We start from the raw sequence: 21,218 nt of genomic DNA, 5'->3' as shown, positions 1-21,218 counted from the left end.
ATGTCTGAAGAACTGGCTTCAAGCCCTCATGAAGTCGCAGTTTTATTATTAAGCCTTGGAGAAAAAGGAGCGGCTCAGGTTTTTAAACATCTGTCACCCAGAGAAGTCCGGCAGATCAGCCAATCCATGGCCAACATGCCTCCCATGAAGCGGGATGAAGTGCAAAATGTCATGAATCATTTCTTCCATGAATACCGTTATGAAGTAGGCATTGCCGGCGGCACCCGGAGTTATCTGGAAAAATCTTTAAAGATCGCCATGGGCGACAAAGACGCCAAAAACCTGATGGACTCTATCTATGGAGAGGAAAACACCAGCAGCCTGGAAATGATGAAATGGATGGAGCCCTCAGCGGTTGCAGAACTGATTGTTGATGAACACCCCCAGTTGCAAGCCGTTGTACTCACCTATCTTGAGCCAGGCCAGGCAGCTCTGGTCCTTCAACGACTCCCTGAACGTTGTCATGAAGACCTGTTAACAAGAATCGCCAAACTGAAAGAGCTCCACCCTTCTATTGTGCAGGAACTCAATGTCATATTTGACGACAGCGTTGGTTTGATATCCACCAGCCAGAACACTTCGGTCAGTGGCCTCAAGCAAGTGGCTGACATTATGAACCGAATGAATGAATCATCAGTCTCGCACATGCTGGAGCATTTCAAGGAACAGGACAGCGAGCTGGCAGATCGCATTGAACAACAGATGTTTGTCTTTGAGCACTTCAGCCGTCTGGATGAAGATACGATCCGTAAAATTGTTGAAGAAATTCCACAAAACACATTGTCACTGGCATTGAAAGGGGCTTCAGATCCTATTAGTGGCAAGTTTATTAACACCATGACCCGTCGTGAGGCCAAATACCTTCAGGACGATATGGACAGCTTAGGCTCCGTTCGCTCAAGTCAGGTTCAACAAGCTCGTCAGGAAATTCTCAATACGGCCAGAACGCTGTCCCAGAATGGCCAAATTGAACTCAACCTCAGTGACGAGGACGAGATGATCGAATAACGATTCAGGGATGAATTCGACATGAAAAGAAACGCCACCATTTTCAAGGCAGGCACAACCGAGTTCCATCGTTACTCACTCCCTTCAGCCCATGATGAGAAGGAGTCATTCCCTGTTCCGGAAGCAATAGCAGAGCAGGAGCCTCAACAGGAGCCACAGGTTTCTGCTGCCATGACCCAGCATGACCTGCAACAAAGCAGGCAGGAAGGCTATGACGACGGTTATCGCACCGGACTGGAAGCCGGACGTATCCAGGGAGTCAAGGAAGGACATGAACAGGGACTCAAGCAGGGTATCGAAGAGGGATATATTCAGGGACAGGATCAGGGTTACCGTGATGGCCTCAATGCCGGTGAAGAAGAGCTGCAAAAAGTACTTCGCAATCTGGACCTCAACCTTCAAAACATTCAGCAGTACTACAAAACCCGCAAGGATGAGTTGAGCTACTGGCTGTCAGCCCTGATCGAAGAAGTCAGTCGTCAGGTCATTCGCACTGAGCTGAAACTGCAACCTGACATGATCATGAATATTGTCAGGGAAACTCTTACACACCTTCCTGATGAAAACAGTCAGTTAACTATCCATATGCACCCGGAAGATGTCGCACAGTTGAGAAAAGCCAGAGCGGATTTCAGTAATACCTGGACACTGCTGGAGGACGATCAAATCACCCAGGGCGATTGCCGGATCATCACAGAAACAGCAGAAGCCAATGCCAGCATCGAAGAAAGGCTATCTGCCTGTATGGAAATTTTGAGAGAGAGCCTGCCCGAAGAGCTCGACAGGAGTCTGGCATGAATCATCTGGGACAAAGGCCAGAAGCTCAACCCAACAGCCGCGACAAGGAAGCACCGGTTGTGGACGTTATGCGACAGAAGCTGAGAAAAATTCCTGTCGCCAGAGTGTTTGGCCGTCTTACCCGAATGAAAGGACTCATTCTTGAAGCCGGAGGATGCCAACTTGCAACAGGACAACGTTGCTTTATCGATACTCATTCAGGCACCCGGGTAGAAGCTGAGGTCGTCGGTTTTTCTGACAGTACTCACTACTTAATGCCATTGAGCAGAACTGAAGGTCTCAGTCCGGGTGACCGGGTCATTCCAATGGATCAGGACAACACGATTCCAGCCGGTAATGAACTACTGGGAAGAGTAATCAACGGTCTGGGAGAACCCATTGATGGGCAGCCACTCAATATCAAACACCGAGTCAGCCTTTCGACTCAGCCCATCAACCCTCTGAATCGAGAACCGGTTACACAACCACTGGATGTCGGTGTTCGTTCAATTAATGGACTGCTGACTATTGGCAAAGGCCAGAGAGTGGGACTGTTCGCAGGCAGCGGCGTTGGCAAGAGTGTTCTGCTGGGCATGATGACTCGCAATACTACGGCCGATGTCACTGTGGTTGGGCTTATAGGTGAACGTGGTCGTGAAGTCAGAGAATTCATTGAACAAACTTTGGGGCCAGAAGGCCTGAAGAATGCCGTAGTGGTTGCAGCACCTGCGGATGAATCACCCGTTTTGCGTTTAAGAGCGGCCAAAGTTTGCCATCGCCTGGCTGAACATTTTCGTGATCAGGGCAAGAGTGTTCTTTTGCTCATGGATTCCCTGACTCGATTTGCCCAGGCTCAGCGTGAGATTTCACTTTCCGTGGGTGAGCCACCGGCAACACGAGGTTACCCACCCTCAGTGTTCAGCCAGATTTCAGAGCTGCTGGAACGAGCTGGAAATGGATCTAAAAGCCAAGGCTCCATAACGGCTGTTTACACCGTTCTGATGGAAGCAGATGATCTTCAAGACCCTATCGCAGATGCATCCAGAGCCACTCTGGACGGTCACATTGTACTTTCAAGGTCTCTTGCAGACAGCGGTCTCTATCCTGCTGTCGATATTGAGGCCTCAATCAGTCGAACCATGCCAAATGTGGTCTCTGAACAACAACAGTCTTCTGCACGATTATTGAAGTCCCTGTATTCCCGTTATAGCCAGTCCAGAGATCTGATGGCGGTGGGTGCTTATCAAAGGGGAACCGATCAGGAATTGGATCGTGCCATAGACTCCTATCCAGACATCCATCGCTATCTGCAACAAGGAATGTATGAGCAGATTCCTTTGGACACCTGCATCAACCAGCTACTTCAAATCTGGCCTGCAATACCTCCCGGGGCCACTGAAGGGCAAGCACCATGACTTCGGTTAAATTACTGACCCGTTGGCTGCAGATGCAACAATTAAGGTACGACAAGGCCTTGAGCCAAGCGATGCAGGCCAGAAATGAGTTTCAAAAACAGCAACAACAACTGGACTATCTGCAACAGGTGCAATCGGACTATAACTGTGCAGAAGGCACCACTATGAAGAGCGTCAATCTGGCAGGACGTAAAAATTTCCAACAACTTGTTCAGGATATGTCAGACAAACAAAACGTTCAGGTGAAACAAGTAGAAGAGAAATGGAAAAACCTGACCGAGAAGCTCATAGCTGAAAAGAAAAAACTGAAGTCTCTTGAAAAACTGCTGGATCGTCAGGTAAAAAAAGAACAAAGGAAAACCAATCAGGCCGAAGCCAAAGCGCTGGATGAATGGCAGGCCAACCGGCACACTGAAAAAACGGACTAAAACATGGACTCACTATTTCCTGGCAGCCAGGAAGGCTCTCCATTCGCGTCGCTGAACACCGAAGAATCACCTTTAACATCACTTCAATCTATGAGTTTGGGGGACGAAGTCGTATTTACTCCAAGGAAAGAAGGCACTTTCAAAGGTTATTCTGTGTGGGTCCACGAAGGCACTAAAAGCCAACCCTTCATAGAAAATGAAGTACTGATAGAAAACCGAAGACCCATTCCTGAAAGGTCACTGTCAGAAAGAGTCGTTATTGCAGAAAAATGTGATGACCGATCCTGGTATACCCACTACTTCTTTGGCACGTTCATCTCCTGGTTGACAGAACCCAGAGAGTATAAGACTTACCTGAATGAAGTGGATGACTACAGGGCAGCCTGCAAAAAAGACAATATTTCTATCTCGGAGAAGTTACGTATGCTGTCTTCTCTTTCAAGACACTGTAAAAGCGTCGTTTTCTCCCTGGAAAGCAAACAACGTGGCTGGATGACGTTTACTGATCTGGATCAGACCCGACTGGATACCTTTCGAGAAGAGCTCAAGAAACTGAAAGATGAAACCTGGTATATCATGGGCTTGGAAGCCCCTGAAAAAGGCACGATCTACACCACTGAAGATGAGTTTTTTTCAAGAGAAAATTATGCCAGCGGCCAGTCTGCAACCGTTGCCAAAGTCAAATACAAAAATGGCTTTGAAGCAGTATTCAAACCTACCAGCCATCAACATACAGTTGAATCGGCTGCCGCAGACAGATTCGGATTACTGGAAACTCAGGGCGATATTAAACCCATTATTACCGAGCCTAACTCCGGTTTTGAAGAACGACAGTGGCAGGATCTCAAAACGTCCAAAGAGGTGGCAGCCTTCCACGCGCTGGATGGTGTTTTAGGCACGAATGTCACTCCCAGAACCCGATGGACTCCCGGAGAGGAAACCGATGTTCTTACCGAGGAGCTCGCCGTAGACAGTTACAACATGTTCGAGCAGGAATCTGAGTATGTTTCGGACGATGCTCAGGCTCGCCTCAGACCCAAATTACTGGAAATCTACAACAATGAAAGAGCGGGTCATGAGCTTGAGCTGCAGGTATCTCATGAATTTCCAGTGGAGCAAGCGCCTTCAAAAGAAGAACAAGCTCGTCTACACATTGAGGGTGAGTTGGTCCCACTACGGAAAGAAGATGGATCTCAAGTTCTGATTGCATGGAGTAACCGTTTTCCTGATGGGTACACTCCCACTCAGGAAGAGCTGGAGAAAATGCATCTGCACGGGATGCTTCACATCAGAAAGCTGGTTCCCCGAATCGTTCCGATGTCACCTTCTTCCAGAACCATGCAGGCCAGTATGTCCAACCTTCAGCTTCTGGATTTTCTGATGGCCACCAGTACCCTCCAGCCCAGAACATTTAAATTTTATGAAGCTGAGGACGGAGATGGACTGCCTGACTGGCGACCAGAAGCTTCTAACGCTAAGCAACAATTCTTCAAAGCAAACTTTGCAACCAGTATTCCAAAACGCATCGACCGTGAAACAGCCGATCGTATTCTGGCGACCCCTGCTGAAGCTATTACACAGATAGCAATAACTCACCAATTGACGGACCAACAGGCTGCTTTCATGAGAGAGCGCTTTGAACACCTGAAAATCATCATAGATGCCACTGTTAATGGGAGGGAGATTCCAGAAGATAGCGGTCAACACATCAAAGGCAAGCTCTATATTATTGATGACTGGGATCAGGACACTCTCAACGACTCTGCCATGGAGAAAGGCAGTTACATGAATGAGTATGTTCTCAAACCGAGAATGGAAGCTCAGCCTTTCGAGCCCCTTTCGGCCGCCCAGGCCAAGCTGGCTAACCGAGCCGTCTTATTCTGTGAACTGGACAGTCTGATGGGCATTCATCTGACACCTCCCACCTGGTATTCGGAGCACATGGGTGAAAACGGCTACTGTCAGGAGTTTGTTCAGGATGCCAAAGAGCTGGTGACCGAAAAGCCCGTTCCTCTACCCACTGAACGACAAGCAGATTATAGAGATCAAGTTCCGGATATTGTCAGAGGAGTGAATAAAATCAATGGCTATGTCGTTGACCCTCAGCATATCCCTGATGATATTCAGACACTTTCTGACCAGGAGCTGCTTCAGCTTCATACAGCGGGTCATCTGAAAGTAACACAGTCCAGAACCGTGGATATACTGCCACTGGAATCAGCGGCACCGGAATTACAAAAGTGTATGGCCAACAGTCAGTTGCTGGACTTTATTACGGGTAGCGTTGACCGGAACCCGGGCAACTTTCTCTATGTAAAAGAGATTCGGCAAAATGGTTCGACCGTCTGGGTACCCAGAATGATCGATAATGATCTGAGTTTTCTTGCCAGACTGGTCAGTTCCAACCCAGTGGAAATGAGCATTCAGGACATCAACAGTCAGCATGCTTCCATTGGATTTCCTGCTCAGGTTGATCTGGAAACAGCCCAGCATATTGTCAAAATTGATCCAAAGGAGCTGATTCTCCTGGCTCAGGTTCATCAGCTGCATATTACTGAAATCGCAGCTCTGGTTGATCGCTTCCGGGCTCTGAAAGAAACCCTGGAGTATTTATTGGAAGTCAGGGAGAGCCTGAAAGGATTAGTCGCAGATGGTAACCCTCCTGGAGTCAATGAAGCCCTGCACGCCTGTTTGCTCGGTAAGGATACTGAGGATGATCGCGAGAAAGTGTCTGATATGTTGGAGGACCTGGATCATTTCCCGGGAAGGTTAAATCTGGAAGCGTTTCTTCAGGGAGACAAGGTTCCATTTGACTGCAGAAAATATCTGAAGGGTAACATTCGACTGGTTGAGCAATGGGATTTGCGGACATATCAGCATTCGATACAAGATTCGAATAGCTACGTTCGCCGACATATTCTTGAGCGTCGTATTGAGGAACTCCCCAACCTTAAAGATACCAATCCGGAGTTGATGGCCAAGACACTGAATGAACTGATGCCCACATTGGGTCCCAGATCTCTGGCACGAGCTCTTGTCCGATACAGGCCTGGGGAAGTCTCCGATATGATGGAGGTTTATTCACAGAAATACGGCGTCAAAACCTTTGCCGCAGCCAATCAGCTTACAGCCTTTGTTAATGAATATTTTGAACAGCGAATGCAGCTCGAACGAGCCCGCTTCGAAAGAAACGATGTTCCTGTGGAACTGATACCCGGACCCAGGCTGGAAGCCGATAAAGCCTTGCTCATTCACAAAATGCTGGGGAAAGATTGTTCTGCGCAATCCATTGGCCATGCCATCTATTGGACACAGGTCAATGGCTTAAAGAGCTATGAGGTGTTTCACTCCCTGATGACCCAACTTCAGTCCCGACTGCAAAAAGAAAAACCTCACCAGCACAAACAACCTTCGTATGAATTCAAACAGGCCTTCCCAGAGCTATGCGGTCCTGATGTTCCCAAATCTCGAAGAGCTCTTCTCGAATTCTGCTTCTCCACCTTCAGTGACAAGACTGCCCCTGAAGTGCCTATCGTCATGATGCGTTTCTGGGACAGGATGCAACAGACAATAGAAGTTGACCCTGGGGCAAGCTGGGCAATCACTAACAGTCCGGAATTTATTGAAGCGCTGGATACGTTAACAACAACTCCTGACCTTCTAAATACGCTAACCAATCGCCTGCAAGATCAGGATATGGCAACCTGCAACAATGTTCTCAGAGGCCAGCTCCTGCCACAGAGAGCGCCCGGAGCGCCTGCTCGTGATCCTGAGAAAGAACAAGAGACCTTAACGTTATTAGCGAAATGTTTTAACTCTGAACTGCTTTGAAGTGGAAATGAGTTTACCGTGAAAGAATGCCTGCAAGCTTTAAGCGGTCAGGCATTCAACCCTACCTGAGAGCTTTTTACAGCCACTGGAATACCTTCTGAGGAGTATGTGGAGAGTCGATAGCAATGATCATCAATCATACCAATCAACCGCTGTGTCACCGTTCCCAGACGAGTCTGTACACGCCCGTTCAGTTTGTTTAACTCCTGACAGTGACGAATGCCTGATTCCAGTCTTGACCAACTGTCCAAACCGGTTTTGATCTCTTCTTCAGGCAGAGTGGATAACAACTGTTTCATACCTTGTGTATCATTGGAAAAACCCAATTCTTCTACCAGCTTGATCCTTAATTCGGTGTTCTGACGGATCTTATTTAATAGTCTGGACTGCTCCCTGATACTGAGTTCCAACCTGGAAATATCCCGGGACAACAACTGATAATGTATCTGACTGAGCAGGTGCTCCAGCTCTATAAAGAAATGGCTGGCTTCACTGATGGTATTAAGAACAAGGGCAGCACTCATAGGTCTTTTAACTCACTGTTTGATGCGAAATGACTGTTTCTTCGCACGCTGTTTATTGGGCGTTCAGATTCTGTCGCTACTTTTCTGATTCAAAAGGGTCCGGGTCTGATTCAGAAGGGTCCGGGGGGTCCTGCTCATGGCTGTGCAGTTCCAACATTTTTTCCGCCAGCTTTTCCCTGTTCAGAGGCAACCTTCCTTCTTTAATAGCCTGGCGAATCTCTTCTACTTTGATGACATCCACTTCCGGAGAATCCATCAATGCCTGCTGAAGATCGTTCAGCAAAACAGCATCGGTGCTCAGCTCCAGTTGATCCAGATCGGTTGATTGAGTATTTCGACTCTTGGCCGCAGCTTGGGAACCTTTGGCTTTCTTTGCCCCCTTAACACTGCCAGAGCGCGCGCCACTGCCTACTCCGTTGATATTCGACATGGATGCTTCCAGATGGAACCTTCATGACATAAAAATCGACTTCAGGGACGATTTCTTGACCTTTATCAAATGAGCCATTGAGCGGGCCGTTTCTTTCCAAAAACCATGACTGTTCTTGGATAAGTTTCTGAAGAACATCAGCGAATGTAGTTGAACAACGTCAGCCCCTGGATCATGGAGTAGGATTGCTGACCTGCCTGAAGCACAACCTGCTGACGATTAAGACGGCTAATTGCCTCTACATAGTCCAGATCTTCAAGCTCAGACTTCAAAATATCATTCATGATCTTAAGATCTTCCAGACTCTCATTGCTGTTATCCAGTGCATTCATCCGTCCGCCAATACTGGTTTGAACCTTGCCCACTTTATCCATGGTGTTGTCGATGGCATGCAACCAGCTGGAAAGTTCTGAAGGCCCTCCGGGTGCTTTGAGAGCTGCCGAGAGTTGCTCTAGCTCTGTGAAGGTATCTTCAGGATTCAATGAGATATTGAAAGGAGCTGCAGGTACTGTGTCCAGCTCTATCGTTGCTCCATTCAGGTTAATGGTGGAGCCCGGTGTCCAGGGTGAGGTGCTGTCAACAGTGACGCTGCCTGAATGATCGGTGTATGTCACATCCAGATCAGTGCCATTATAATCCAGCGTCACACTGGCATAATTGCCGAAGTTTTCGAGGTTGGAAATCGTGTAGCGATCGACGTTCACACTGCCACTGTTTGTGGTACTGGCAAGGCTTACATTGAAGAACAGGTCCCGGGCTGTATCGTTAGCGGTCACTGTGGTGGAACTGTTGATATTAATCAGCCTTTGCTGATCATTGCCTGCATAAACATAACCGGGGCCAGAACTTTGTATGGGCTGGGTTAAAGCATCGGTTCCTGAAAAAATGTACTGACCGTCAGCCTGCTGATAATTCGCCAGCCCTTTCAACGCTTTGATCTGTTCATCCAGTTCCAGCGCCAGCGCTGTACGCTCACCATCACCATAAGTTGAATTACCCGCACTCACTACGATCTCGCGGACTCTCTGCAAAATATTATTCATACTGTTTAATGCTGTTTCTTCTTCCGCGAGCCCACGCTTCAGAGAACTAATATTGCTCTTGTATTGGCTGATTCCCGCCAGTTCTTGATCAATATGCAGAAGTTTAACGGCACTGATCGGATCATCCGATGGCACCGACAAGCTTTTCCCTGTTCCCAGCTGGTTCGAGGTAATGGCCAGGTCAGAGGTGTTGCGCTGCATGTTTTGCAGCATCATATTACTGAATTGCAGGGAACTGATTCTCATAAATTATTTCCTTTACTGACTCAGGACTAGCCTGCTCAGAACTTGCCTGCTCAGGGCTGTTTTCTTCAGAACATTCTTAGAAGAGCATCAAATGTACTCTGGGCTATAGAAATGACTTTGGCGTTAGCACTGTATGCCTGTTGAAATCTCATAAGATCCACGGCTTCTTCGTCCAGATTAACCCCACTGACAGCCCCCTTGGCCGCTTCAGCTTGCTGAAGCAAAGCCAGACTGGCTGAAGCTTCGGTTTTAGCTTGAGCGGTCAGCACACCGACATACCCGACAACTTGCGTATAACTTTCAGAAAGACTCAAATCCCCCTGAAGAATATCTTTGTTCTGAAGCTCGAGAACTTTCTGCAGGTTACCGTTATCTCCCGGACTACCGCTGTCCGAAAACGCCAGACTTCTGGCACTTTCCATGACCACTTGCAGATGGGCTGAACCTTCGCGGGTGGGTTGCAGGAAAAACCGATCGCCTGCGGCCAGAGTACCGTTGTTCACCATAATCTTGAGACCATCAACGGTAATTCCGGTATTTAGATCGGTAGCATTTCCAGTCCAGCTCTGGCCATCACTTTTACGAATCAACGTGTATTGATCAGGCGTACCTGTGGTGATACTCAAGTCATAATCACTGGTAGTGATCTGGCTGGTGTCACTGATTTCAACCATGACCAGCCCTGTACTTCCGCTCACTCTGTTCAGCTCAACAGCTCGTGTTGCGGCCGGCGAGCCCGACAGAGGCAAGGACAAACGATAACTGTCGCCATTCTGCAAAGCCCCGTTGTGAAGCGTAATCTCCAAACCATTGAAGGCAATGGTTCCACCCGGTGTCAGTGTTGACCCTGCAGCGGGTGCAGTGGTCACTACTGCATTCGATGCGTCATAAACGGTAAAGGTACCACCCGCCCCAACATCCAGTCGGTATTGCTGGTCCTGCAACAGGCTACTGTTTGCCACAGACATACCCATAAGTGCATCGCCAGAGCCTGTGGTTTTCACAATACGGTCTTTCTGGGATAACCAGTTAATATCGTTGAACAGGTCATTACCCGGCGTGCCAGAATGGCCGTCAAGATCTGTGCCCTGGGCCAGAGTTTTGTTCATCTGATCACTCATCGCCAGAGCCACTCTGCCCAGCTGATTCATGATATTCCCCAGTACATCATTCTGATAACTCTGCAACCCTCCCATAAGGCCGCCCATGTTATCGCCCAGAGACAAGCTGGAGTTGGAGGTATTCAATAAAATTTCTGATTTTCTGGGGTCATTCGGATTGGCTCTTACTTCCAGTTTATTCGCCTGATCCCCTAACACCAGAGGCTGGCCGGACTGAAGATAGATATTCACGGAACCATCGGGCTGCTCAAGGACGGTCACTCCCACCAGCTCTGCCAGTTTGGTCACAGCCTGATCCCTCTCATCCAACAAACTGTTTGGCTGAGCGTTACCGGTTGCAGCAGTCCGGATGCTGTCGTTCAATGCTGCAATACTGCTGGCGAGACTGTTCACTTGCTGAGACGAAGTGTCCATCTGTTTCAGCAACAGCTGATTTTGTTTGTCCAGTTGAGTCGCGAGATTATTAAAACGGGTCACCAGAGTCTGGGCTGTACTGATCACCTGTTGACGGGCCGACAGTGACAGGGGTTCAGAAGAAGCAGCATTCAGCGCATTAAAAAAACTATTTATACCCTGAGCCAGCGATGTGCTTTCATTCCCCAGCAGCTTGTCCAGCTCACTGAGATACTCATTCATGATCTTTTTTTGACTGTTGACAGTGGTACTGTCCCACACCTGGGTGGTCAGGAAAGCATTGGCAATGCGGGTAATATCTCCAGCTACAACCCCAGCCCCCCGGCTGATAAAACCTGGCAGAGTAGTAGCCACTGGCAGCATTTGTACCCGCTGCCGGCTGTATCCTTCCGTATTGGCATTGGCCACGTTATTACTGGTGACGTTCAGTGCGGCCTGTGAGGCGATTATGCCCGACTTGCCAATTTCCAGCAGGCTCATAAGACTATCCCTTGTGTTCTGATCCTATTCCCTCGAAAAACATTTTGTTTGACTCTATTTTTCTTTAAGGATGAAACAAAGTGTTTTTCTTTCGCTATAGGCATTCGTTCTCGAAAGGTTATCGGCCCTCAGTGCCACGGCTCAACTGCCTGATCATGACATCAGCCAACCCTATTCCACCACTACTGCCCAGCTCGGAAGCGAACTGGGTATCCAACATAGACTGGAACTGTTTTTCATTCTGGCCACCCAGTAGATTTTCATCACTGAAGGCTTCATTGGCCTCTCTCATAGTTTTCAGAAGCATATGCACGAAAACAGATTCAAAGGCTTCTGCTGCTTCTCTTATCGCTTCCGGGGTATCACCCTGACTTTTTATCTGATTCAACTTGCCCTGTTGCAGCAAGGCATCCGATGGCATCCCTGAGATATTCATTCACTTCTCCTGTGGCGGTTATATGACAATCAGTTCAGCCCTGAGTGCCCCGGCAGCTTTTAATGCCTGCAGGATGGACATAAGGTCGGTAGGAGTCGCACCCACACTATTAATGGCGGTGACAATTTCCTGCAAGGAAACGCTATCGGGCATGATGAAGGTCCGTCCCTTCTGCTCTTCAATCTGTACATCGCTTTTATCCACTGCCGTCGTCGTGCCCTGTCCAAACGGGTTGGGCTGACTCACTTCGGTCGACTCCCTGACAGTCACTACCAGGCTGCCATGACTCACTGCTGCAGGCAGCACACGAATATTCTGCCCCATCACAACAGTTCCGGTTCTGGAATTAAAAATAACTCTTGCGGGGGGAGCTGACGGTTCAACCTGCATGTCTTCCAGCATCGCCATATAAGTAACACGCTGATCACTGTCGCTGGGGGCCTGAACTTCAACAGTTGAACCATTGACCGCGCTGGCTACCTTCGGCCCAATCACCTTGTTAATAGTGGAGGCTATGGTTCGGGCTGTTGAAAAACTGCGTTCACGCAGATTCAGAACAATCGGTCCGTGATTGAAGCCTGAAGCAACGGTTCTTTCGACGATGGCGCCATTGGGAATAATGCCGGCGCTGGTGCTGTTGATAGTGACTCTGGAGCCACTGGCACCACTGGCTGAAGCACCTCCAACCAGAACGTTACCCTGGGCTATAGCATAAACTTCACCATCAATACCCTTCAGAGAGGTCATCAATAAAGCTCCTCCCCTGATACTCTTCGCATCCCCAATAGAGGACACTGTCACATTAATTTTCTGACCAGGACGAACGAAAGCGGGTAATTCTGCATGAACAGAAACAGCCGCAACATTGTCCACAGAGGGCTCTTTACTCAATGTGATACCAAACTCACGTAACATATTGACCAGTGATTGATTGGTAAACTCAGTGCTTCCACTGTCGCCTGTTCCATCCAGTCCAACTACCAGTCCATAACCAATCAATTGATTACTGCGAACGCCCTGAATATCAACAAGATCCAGTAAACGCTCGGCATTGGCATGCCAGGATGAAAGCAACAGGAGTATCGGTAGAATGTTTTTCATACTCCCTCCTAGAATGGGAACCATGGGCTATTAATAATCTTGGTGCCCCAACCTGGTTCATGCACATCAGCATCACTGCCCACGCCAGAGTAGGTAATTCGAGCCTGAGCTAACTTGGTAGAAGCGACTTCGTTATTGGTACTGATATCTTCTGGACGGAGCATGCCACTGACACGGACAAACTCAGCCTCGTTATTCAGCTGTAACCACTTTTCACCCTGAACACGCAAAGCACCGTTTGGCAAAACCTGAACAACCTGCACAGCAATCTGACCTTCAGTCAGCTTGGAAGCTCTTTTCAGATTGGTGTTGCCATAGGACTGTCGTGTAGGAGCTGCATTGAAAGCCAGTGATCGCCCGGAACCCAGAATACTGGCGCCGGTTTTTCCAAAAATGGTCGGGTCGTTGAACGCTATGCTGCCGTTTTTATCGAGAGTGGTATTGGAATCCTTCTTGATATCAAAGTTATCGCCAGCAATATTGATGGTCAGAATATCCCCTACCCTGTATGCCCTTCGGTCAGAAAATATCTGCGCTGGGTAATTAGCCCGATACAAACTGCCATTGATGCTCTCAGCCACCGGAGCCATATCAGGAACTGGAACTGGAGCTGGAACGACAGCAACCGGTTTAATCGCAGCAGGTTGGACAGGAGGAATACGCTCATACTTCTGGTCTTTGTTGGGCAGACCTGTACAGCCTTGTAGAAGCAGCAGAGTGATCAGTGCCCAGAGAGAAAGAGAGATCGTTTGCGCCCGTCTAATCATGATCAGAGTACCTGATTGGCATAAGACATCATTTCGTCAGCCGCTGAGATAGCCTTGGAGTTCATCTCGTAGGCTCTCTGTACAGATATCATGTTAACCAGCTCTTCCACGACACTGACATTGGATGATTCCAGCGTAAATTGTTTCACTTCCCCCAATCCTTCACTCCCGGGAGCCGCTTCTACTTCTTCACCACTTGAAGCCGTCTGAACATAAAGATTGCCACCTCGACTGGCCAGGCCTGCCGGGTTGACAAAGGAAACCAGATTGACCTGACCTATTTCAGTCGGATCCACCTCCCCGGGTAAGGTCACCATAACAATGCCATCACGGCTTATAGTGAGATTCTGGGCTCCGTTAGGCACAGTAATTTCAGGTTCGAGAGGCAACCCTGCTGCGGTGACCATGGTGCCCTGAGTATTAAGGTGAAACTGCCCGTTGCGGGTGTAAGCGGGAGAGCCGTCTGGCATCAGGACTCTGAAGAAACCATTGCCCACTATTGCCATGTCCAGAGATTGATTGGTTGTCTGATAACTGCCCGGAGTGAAGATTTTTTGGGTACCGGTAATTCTTACACCACTGCCCAACTGAAGGCCTGAAGGCAATTCATTTTGCTGGTCAGACAACGCGCCTGGTTGACGCTCGACATGATAAAAAAGGTCTTCAAAACTCACCCGGTCGCGCTTGAAACCAATCGTACTGACGTTAGCCAGATTGTTTGAGATCACGGACATCTGTTTGTCCTGAGCACTCAAACCGGTTTTACTGATCCATAGTGAAGGGTTCATGGAAAATCCTTTTTCCAATTAGTCGTTATTTTTACTGCTCATGGCTGTTTACTGCTCATGGCTGTTTAAGACCTACTTCCCCCGCATCATCCGGTCGCCTGCCGATGCCATCTCGCTGGCAGTTTTCATGACTTTTACCTGCACTTCAAACTGTCGGCTCAAGTGCATCATCTGAACCAGTTCCGAGACAGCACTGACGTTACTGGCCTCAAGATAACCCGACTTGATCTGTACAGCCTCATCTACCTCAGCTTCTTCACCATTAAGGGTTCGAAACAAACCATCTTCACTCTTGCCAATCAGCCGGGATTCAGGGTTTACCAGTTTGATTCTTCCTACTTCAACCGGCTGTGCACCTGCTCCACCCGTAGGAATAATGGAAATACTGCCATCGATACCAATATCTAATTGCTGATAGGGAGGAACATTGATGGGAGCACCATCACCCATCACAGGCAAACCCTGTTCAGTCAGCAGGTTGCCATCAACGCTCACACGTAAGTGCCCTGCCCGGGTATAAGCTTCTTCTCCTGCCGCATCTTCAACTGCAATCCACCCTGAACCATTAATCGCGACATCCAGCACACGGCCAGTATGAGACAAAGTTCCTGGATTTAAACGACTACCGCCACCGGCTGTGGCCACCATATATCGGCTGTCATTCCCTTCGCCAGCCATTTGCTTGGTAACGGCATAGCTGAAGTCTGACCGAAAGCCCCCAGTGTTGATATTTGCCAGATTATTCGCATGGATACGCTGAGCTGTCTGGGCGTGTCTGGCACCACTCATGCCAATGTAGATCACTTTATCCATTAGATAATCTGCATCAGTGTTTGGGTAAGACTGCTGGAGGTTTCAATAGTTTTGGCATTGGCCTGATAGTTTCTCTGAGCTTCAATCAGTCTGACCAGCTCTCTCGAAAGATCCACATTCGATTGCTCCAGAGCAGCAGACTGAAGATTCCCCATAGAGCCTTTACCTGCAGAGCCAAACAATGGGCTACCTGAGGAGAATGAGGCTGACCAGAGGCTGTCACCGGAGGGAATCAGTCCATTGTCGTTTGGAAACGAAGCCAGTACTATCTGCCCTTGAACCGCATTCTGCCCATTAGAATACAGTGCTTTCAGTACGCCATCCTTACTGACTTCAAGACCGGTCAATTGTCCGGGAGGAAAACCATCCTGAGTGGCTTTATTCACTGTAAAGTCAGAACCCAATTGACTGAACGACCCTAGATCAAGGTTCATGGTCATATCTGCAACACCCACCAAAGAAGCATTCGTCGCTTCAGGCACTGGAATACTGAATGTTCCTCCAGACAACAGCTGTCCGCTGGAGTTAAATGCAATGGTCTGACTGCCTATTGGTGTACCACCCGCATTATTGATAGTCGCATTATCAAACTGAAAATTGACTGTCCACTGATTGGGTGTCGAGTCTTTTACAAAATACATGCTCAACGTATGAGGGTTACCCTGGCTGTCATAAACATTAAAAGCCATGGTGGAGTTATAACTGTTTGGGTCAGAGGGATTGAAAGTACCAACGGAAGGCACTGTATTTCTTGAATCCAGATTGGCTGCGCCTGTGACATTGGTCGTTGCCGTGGCAGGCAGTTCACTCTGACTGATTTTCAGATCAGCCAGGGTACCTGGCAATATGTTTCCTGATGCGTCTGCAGCATACCCCTGAAGATTGAGGCCCTGGTTGTTCACTACATTTTTTTCAGCATCCAGTGCAAAATAGCCCGCCCGGGTAAAGGATTTCTCACCATTCTGATCAACGACAAAATAGCCGTTGCCCGTAATCATCATATCCAGACTGTTCTCAGTATTAATGCGGTCACCCTGAGAAAACTGCTGAGCAGTATTTGCCAGCTGAACCCCGGTTCCCTTACTGGCACTTCCTCCTACTGAAGATGCGTAGAGATCAGCAAACTCCGTTCTAGAGCTTTTGAAGCCCACAGTATTAGAGTTGGCGATGTTGTTACTGATAACGTCCAGATCCTGTCTGGCTGCGTTCAGTCCACTCAATCCTATTCCAAATGACATATCTGTTCCCTCAGTTGCCTATTTTCCTGATTGACGACAATGGCAGATCACCAATGCCAGCCAGAGATACGGTCGATTCCTCGCCATTGCCCGGTATTGTCACACTGTCTACTTTTGCAGCCAGATTGATGGGCACGTTATAACGCTCACCATTGACCAGCGCAGTTGCTGTCAATGAATAGGTTCCGGCTTGCAGGGCATTGGTTGAGAAATTAATGTTGCCAGCGGCAGAAGCTCCCAGTTGAACCTGATCGACCAGCTGATTGCCGGCTCCGTAGATATTCAGTGTCAGAGCTTCGCTGTTGGCCAGCAGTTGAACCTCTCCGGTGATCTTGCCACTGTCCTGAACCGACATGGTATTTCCTTGAACCAGAACATTTTCACCGACCAGAGCCTTGGCATTCAGCGACTGTGATAATTGCAGCGAGCTGGTCAGGCCTGAAATCTGTTTGTTAATAGACTCCAGGTTTTCAACACTCGTGATCTGGGCCAGCTGAGTTGTAAATTCGGAACTGTCCTGGGGATTGAGAGGATCCTGATTTTCTATTTGGGCCAGCAATAACGAAAGAAACTGACTTTTATCCAGAGCATCGTTGGTTGCTGTATTCTGGGTTCCGTTAACGGCTGTCTGTTGCGACTGACCTATTCCCTGTATAGACCCACTATTCGTTATAGACCCACTATTCGTTATAGACATAATCTCAAGCTCCCAGTGATAACATGCGCTGCTGCAACTGCTTGGCAGTCGTCATCACTTCCATGCTGGTTTGAAATGATCGGGAGGCCGACAGCATGTCAGCCATTTCTTCAATAACACTGATGCTCGGGTAGTAGACATATCCGGTGTCGTCGGCAAGCGGGTGTGCAGGTTCATACTGCCTTACAGCTTCTGAGGCTTGTCGTATCACTGAGTCCACTTCAACCTTGGCAACGGGTGCAGTACCGCCCCCTTCTGTAAGAACTTCGTCGTACACGGTTCTGAATACAGGCTTTAATGCTTTGAAAACCGCATCCGGAGAAGACGCTGCTGTACTGGCATTAGCAATATTACTGGCCACAGCGTTTAACCGAATGCTTTGAGAAGTCAGTGAAGAGCTCACAATTCCATAGATGTTTTCAAGAGACATAATCAAACCCTTCCGTTAATCGCCAGCTCAAGGCCTTTGAGTTTTTTATTAAGAAAAGTCAGGCTTGCCTGAAACTGGATCGAGTTCTGGGTGAACTCACCCTGTTCAACATGAAGCTCAACAGTGTTGCCATCAGAAGACTTCTGAAAGGGAACTCTATAGAGAAGACTGGATTCGGAGCCATCCGGTCCCAGCGGCATGTGAAGATTATTGGTATTGATCTTGCCTGTTAACTCCCCTTTCAGAACATCATCAAACTGGATGTCCCGGGCAAGGAATTTTGGAGTATCTACGTTCGCGAGGTTGCCCGCCAGAATCTGGGCTCTGGCTGAGCGAAACGCCATAGCCTGAGGATGAATCCCCAGAGCTTGTTCAAAGCTGATCATGGTTCAGTCCCTTGAGCCAATGATTTCCTGTACACCTCTAAAACAGCGTCAGGAATCTGCATCAAGATCTACAAGCGAATAGCATGCCAACTTTTTATATTCTGACTTTAAAGTCTTATTCTGTAGATTCTCTCTGGTTTCAGTCAGTCCAAAGGGTTAACCTGAAAGAAAAAAGTACAGGGAGAAAGGCGGAAACTTCCTTCCTCTGTGACCGGGTGTTTTCCGGATGTAACCGGTAACTGGAAAGGATTTTCCTCCAGTAAGTTATGAAAAGATACTGGTACTCAATTGCCCTGATTCCACTGCTGACCCTTTCTGCTTTGACCCAAGGCTCTGATCGGGTTTCGGAAGAACAGATCCTTCAGGCTGTCGATCAATTTCTTGAACAGCAGGTAAGCACTTATTCAAAAAGTCTGAATTCCAGTCAATACACTGTTCTGCTTAAACCACCACCCGGACTGAATAGACTGCCTTTATGCGACACTGAACCTTCCGTGTCTCTGGTCAATTCATCAAAGAAACCGCTGGGTAATGTTAGCACCAGGGTCAGCTGTAAGAAGGGAGCATCATGGAATACTCTGGTTAAAGCAGAAGTGGCCATTTATCTACCGGTTGTTGTCAGTGGTGTTGCACTGGAAAGGGATGAACAGATCTTCTCGGAACAACTGCACTTGAGAGACTGGGATGTAGCCAGGTTAAAACAAGGCTACTTTACCGATATAGAATCAGTCGCTGGACAGAAAACCAGGCGATCCATCTCTCAGGACAAAGTGATCACCCGACGTTTGTTAAGAGCAGCCGATCTGGTCGGTAAGGGAGATAAAGTAACGATTATTGCTGGCGCCGCAGGCTTTCAGGTCACCATGCCCGGTATTGCCCTGCAAAAAGGTCAGAAGTACGACCAGATCAGTGTAAGAAACCTGAGGTCAGGTAAGGTAGTTGTGGCTCGAGTGGTCGATAAAGGAAAGGTTAAAGCAGATTATTAAATCTGACACCCTATTCTGGCTGATACGCCTCAGGCAACTGATTCGCTTCGGCTCTGCTCTTTGCTTCTTTCACTGCGCTGTTACCCACCGGGTGGTCTTTATCGTGACGCTCATCCACAGGAGCAAACATATCGACCATCTGATGTTCGGTCACCTCATTCAACAGCAGGATTTCTATTCGACGATTGGCTCCGCTTTCAGGATCATCAATCATGCGTGGAACCCTGTCCGCCATACCCACGACAAACAGTACTTGTTGATCAGGGACGCCACCATGAACCAGCGCTCTTCTGGCTACCTGAGCACGACTGCTCGACAACTCCCAGTTTGAATAGTCATTTCGCGCATACGCTACGGAGTCAGTGTGTCCACTCACCATCAATGGTCGCTTTGCTCTGGCAATGATAGGTGCAATGGCCACTAACAGATCTTCGTAGAAAGGAGTGATTGCCGAGCTACCACTGCGAAACATATCTCCTTTATCACTGTCTAAAATGACGATTCTCAAGCCTTCAGGCAACATTTCCAGGTGAATATAGTCATAGAACTCTTTCTCTTTTTTCAAACCAATAATCAAACTCTGGAGTTCATCCATAAAAGGTTTGAAATCAGGGTCCTTGTTTTGGGTAGTAGCGTTTCCGTCACCAATAATTTCAGGCCCTTCCCGACCTTTCATCGCCAGGCCTTCACCCTCTATATTCATGATGGTCTGCTTACCACCAAAGTCTATTGGACTCAGACTGCTTTTATGACGAAAAGCACCGGGATCGGCAAAATAGGCGGCAATGGCAGCTTTTTGATCATCATCGGCGACATTCAACAGCCATAGCACCAGAAAGAGCGCCATCATGGCCAGAGCAAAGTCAGCCAGAGCGACTTTCCACCCGCCGCCATGGTGACCTCCGTGTCCATGCAGAACACGTTTTATGACAATGGTTTTTTTCTCATAGCTCACAGGACGTTACCTTGAAGAGGCGAGAAGATCCTGAATCAGGTTTTTTGTTTCTTTTCACTGATGATTCCTTCCATCTCAGTGAATGAAGGCCTGTTTTCCCCAAACAGCATTTTACGACCCGCATCAACGGAAATTTCCGGAGGTGTGCCCCCATGATGACTGACAATAGACGTCTTAATCAGTTCATAAGCCTTCATTTCATACTTGATTGAGTGCTCAATGGCTGCTGCCAGAGGTCCTACTACACCGTAACCAAGAAAGACCCCCATGAAAGTGCCTACCAGAGCCGCGGCAATATGAGTACCAATCTGTCCAGCAGGACCGTCCAGAGACTGCATGGTGATTACAATACCCAATACAGCAGCCATAATGCCGAACCCCGGCAGAGCATCAGCAGTGGTCATCAGAGCCTGAACAGGCCGTGTCATCTCTACTTCATGGTTGTGCATTTCTTCTTCGATAAGCGCTTCAAGTTCATGGGTTTCAATAGATTCAACCAAAACAAGACGGAGGTTATCGACAATAAAGTTTTGTACATGGGGGGTGCTGGCGATTCGGGGATATGTATTAAACAAAGCACTGTCGGCAGGGTTTTCTATATGCTCTTCGAGCGTCTTTCTACCCCCCTGACGACGGAGGATGACAAAAACTGCATTCAATAAATGCATGAGTTCATCGTAATAGGTTTTATTGAATCCAGTGCCGGCAAAAACATATTTGGTATGCCTGCCAATAGCTCGAAGCACCTGCGGAGGATTGGCAATGACCATCGCTCCAAACGCTCCACCTACGATGATCAATATTTCGTAAGGTTGCCAGAGTGCCAGCATTTTCCCTTGGGCCAAAACATAGCCACCAAATATACTGGCAAAAAGGACTATCAATCCAAACAGAATGAGCACTG

Annotated in this window: 21 protein-coding genes; 6 read left to right on the top strand and 15 right to left on the bottom strand. The window is 48.2% G+C overall.

What is annotated here, in order from left to right:
• The 5 genes from fliG to GZ78_RS19245 are packed head-to-tail and all read left to right on the top strand — an operon-like array spanning window position 1 to window position 7,459.
• On the top strand, window positions 1–1,008 hold the full coding sequence (fliG, locus tag GZ78_RS19265) for a flagellar motor switch protein FliG (RefSeq protein WP_034839815.1): 1,008 nt from the start codon (window positions 1–3) through the stop codon (window positions 1,006–1,008).
• Window positions 1,009–1,029: 21 nt separating this feature from the next.
• Entirely contained in the window at window positions 1,030–1,806 is a 777-nt protein-coding gene (locus tag GZ78_RS19260; protein WP_034839812.1) for a FliH/SctL family protein, read from the top strand.
• A complete protein-coding gene (fliI, locus tag GZ78_RS19255; RefSeq protein ID WP_330217625.1) occupies window positions 1,803–3,200 on the top strand; it encodes a flagellar protein export ATPase FliI in 1,398 nt (465 codons plus the stop codon). The genes GZ78_RS19260 and fliI overlap by 4 nt, the downstream gene beginning before the upstream one ends.
• Window positions 3,197–3,628, top strand: coding sequence for a flagellar FliJ family protein (locus GZ78_RS19250; RefSeq protein ID WP_034839809.1), 432 nt, complete (start codon window positions 3,197–3,199; stop codon window positions 3,626–3,628). The genes fliI and GZ78_RS19250 overlap by 4 nt, the downstream gene beginning before the upstream one ends.
• 3 nt (window positions 3,629–3,631) lie before the next feature.
• Window positions 3,632–7,459: a hypothetical protein gene (locus tag GZ78_RS19245; protein WP_034839807.1), complete on the top strand. Its 3,828-nt coding sequence runs from the start codon at window positions 3,632–3,634 to the stop codon at window positions 7,457–7,459.
• A gap of 47 nt (window positions 7,460–7,506) precedes the next feature.
• Here the strand turns inward: GZ78_RS19245 and flgN are convergent, their stop codons facing one another.
• The 13 genes from flgN to flgB form a co-directional block, all read right to left on the bottom strand.
• Window positions 7,507–7,983 (bottom strand): flagellar protein FlgN, encoded by a 477-nt coding sequence (gene flgN / locus GZ78_RS19240; RefSeq protein WP_034839805.1) that lies wholly within the window; start codon window positions 7,981–7,983, stop codon window positions 7,507–7,509.
• A gap of 76 nt (window positions 7,984–8,059) precedes the next feature.
• Complete coding sequence (flgM, locus tag GZ78_RS19235; protein ID WP_034839803.1) at window positions 8,060–8,413, bottom strand: flagellar biosynthesis anti-sigma factor FlgM; 354 nt, start codon at window positions 8,411–8,413, stop codon at window positions 8,060–8,062.
• 137 nt (window positions 8,414–8,550) lie between these two features.
• Entirely contained in the window at window positions 8,551–9,702 is a 1,152-nt protein-coding gene (flgL, locus tag GZ78_RS19230) for a flagellar hook-associated protein FlgL (RefSeq protein ID WP_034839802.1), read from the bottom strand.
• A gap of 65 nt (window positions 9,703–9,767) precedes the next feature.
• On the bottom strand, window positions 9,768–11,717 hold the full coding sequence (gene flgK, locus GZ78_RS19225) for a flagellar hook-associated protein FlgK (protein WP_034839799.1): 1,950 nt from the start codon (window positions 11,715–11,717) through the stop codon (window positions 9,768–9,770).
• Window positions 11,718–11,835: 118 nt separating this feature from the next.
• Window positions 11,836–12,153 carry a rod-binding protein gene (locus GZ78_RS19220; RefSeq protein ID WP_051786355.1) on the bottom strand — a complete coding sequence of 106 codons (318 nt, stop codon included), beginning with the start codon at window positions 12,151–12,153 and terminating at the stop codon, window positions 11,836–11,838.
• 18 nt (window positions 12,154–12,171) lie between these two features.
• Complete coding sequence (locus GZ78_RS19215; RefSeq protein ID WP_034840443.1) at window positions 12,172–13,254, bottom strand: flagellar basal body P-ring protein FlgI; 1,083 nt, start codon at window positions 13,252–13,254, stop codon at window positions 12,172–12,174.
• Window positions 13,255–13,262: 8 nt separating this feature from the next.
• Window positions 13,263–14,021 carry a flagellar basal body L-ring protein FlgH gene (locus GZ78_RS19210; RefSeq protein WP_034839797.1) on the bottom strand — a complete coding sequence of 253 codons (759 nt, stop codon included), beginning with the start codon at window positions 14,019–14,021 and terminating at the stop codon, window positions 13,263–13,265.
• A 2-nt stretch (window positions 14,022–14,023) separates the two neighbouring features.
• Complete coding sequence (flgG, locus tag GZ78_RS19205; RefSeq protein WP_034839794.1) at window positions 14,024–14,809, bottom strand: flagellar basal-body rod protein FlgG; 786 nt, start codon at window positions 14,807–14,809, stop codon at window positions 14,024–14,026.
• Between the two features lie 72 nt (window positions 14,810–14,881).
• Window positions 14,882–15,622, bottom strand: coding sequence for a flagellar basal body rod protein FlgF (locus GZ78_RS19200; protein WP_034839792.1), 741 nt, complete (start codon window positions 15,620–15,622; stop codon window positions 14,882–14,884).
• A complete protein-coding gene (flgE, locus tag GZ78_RS19195) occupies window positions 15,622–16,860 on the bottom strand; it encodes a flagellar hook protein FlgE (protein ID WP_034839789.1) in 1,239 nt (412 codons plus the stop codon). Before flgE ends, GZ78_RS19200 begins: the two co-directional genes overlap by 1 nt.
• 10 nt (window positions 16,861–16,870) lie before the next feature.
• Complete coding sequence (locus tag GZ78_RS19190) at window positions 16,871–17,557, bottom strand: flagellar hook assembly protein FlgD (protein ID WP_034839787.1); 687 nt, start codon at window positions 17,555–17,557, stop codon at window positions 16,871–16,873.
• Between the two features lie 4 nt (window positions 17,558–17,561).
• Window positions 17,562–17,987, bottom strand: a complete 426-nt coding sequence (gene flgC, locus GZ78_RS19185) for a flagellar basal body rod protein FlgC (protein ID WP_034839784.1) — start codon at window positions 17,985–17,987, stop codon at window positions 17,562–17,564.
• 2 nt (window positions 17,988–17,989) lie between these two features.
• Complete coding sequence (flgB, locus tag GZ78_RS19180; RefSeq protein WP_034839783.1) at window positions 17,990–18,373, bottom strand: flagellar basal body rod protein FlgB; 384 nt, start codon at window positions 18,371–18,373, stop codon at window positions 17,990–17,992.
• Window positions 18,374–18,639: 266 nt separating this feature from the next.
• Here flgB and flgA point away from each other — a divergent pair, with 266 nt between their 5' ends.
• A complete protein-coding gene (gene flgA, locus GZ78_RS19175; RefSeq protein ID WP_034839781.1) occupies window positions 18,640–19,359 on the top strand; it encodes a flagellar basal body P-ring formation chaperone FlgA in 720 nt (239 codons plus the stop codon).
• Window positions 19,360–19,369: 10 nt separating this feature from the next.
• Here the strand turns inward: flgA and GZ78_RS19170 are convergent, their stop codons facing one another.
• Window positions 19,370–20,314, bottom strand: coding sequence for an OmpA family protein (locus tag GZ78_RS19170; RefSeq protein ID WP_051786353.1), 945 nt, complete (start codon window positions 20,312–20,314; stop codon window positions 19,370–19,372).
• A gap of 35 nt (window positions 20,315–20,349) precedes the next feature.
• Entirely contained in the window at window positions 20,350–21,216 is an 867-nt protein-coding gene (gene motA / locus GZ78_RS19165) for a flagellar motor stator protein MotA (protein WP_034839780.1), read from the bottom strand.
• Window positions 21,217–21,218 lie beyond the last annotated feature (2 nt).

It is taken from the genome of Endozoicomonas numazuensis (genome assembly GCF_000722635.1).
GTDB classification, from domain to species: Bacteria; Pseudomonadota; Gammaproteobacteria; order Pseudomonadales; family Endozoicomonadaceae; genus Endozoicomonas_A; species Endozoicomonas_A numazuensis.
The sequence above is the reverse complement of the archived record's forward strand: the minus strand, read 5'-3'. Positions and strand labels throughout refer to the sequence as shown.